This is a genomic window from Streptomyces sp. NRRL S-1022, assembly GCF_000720135.1.
GTDB lineage: Bacteria > Actinomycetota > Actinomycetes > Streptomycetales > Streptomycetaceae > Streptomyces.
This window is the reverse complement of the sequence record NZ_JOIU01000188.1, coordinates 1-301: the sequence shown is the minus strand read 5'-3', so window position 1 is coordinate 301 and position 301 is coordinate 1. Positions and strand designations below refer to the sequence as shown.

Below are 301 nucleotides of genomic sequence, written 5' to 3'. Positions count from 1 at the left end.
CGTGTGGAACGTGCTGCTGACCGCCGTCCTGGTCCTGCTCGCCTTCCCGGTCCTCGCGGCGGCGCTGTTCGCGCTGGAGGCGGACCGTAAATTCGGCGCGCATGTCTTCGACGCGGCCAACGGCGGAGCCCTGCTCTGGCAACACCTCTTCTGGTTCTTCGGCCACCCGGAGGTGTACATCATCGCCCTGCCGTTCTTCGGCATCATCTCCGAGGTCATCCCGGTCTTCTCCCGCAAGCCGATGTTCGGCTACATGGGCCTGATCGCCGCGACCATCGCGATCGCCGGTCTGTCCGTGACG

1 protein-coding gene is annotated in these 301 nt (G+C 66.1%); it reads left to right on the top strand.

Going from position 1 to position 301, the window contains the following annotated elements:
- The coding region (locus tag IG05_RS0141460) for a cbb3-type cytochrome c oxidase subunit I (protein ID WP_199808494.1) at positions 1-301 on the top strand (301 nt) is incomplete at both ends.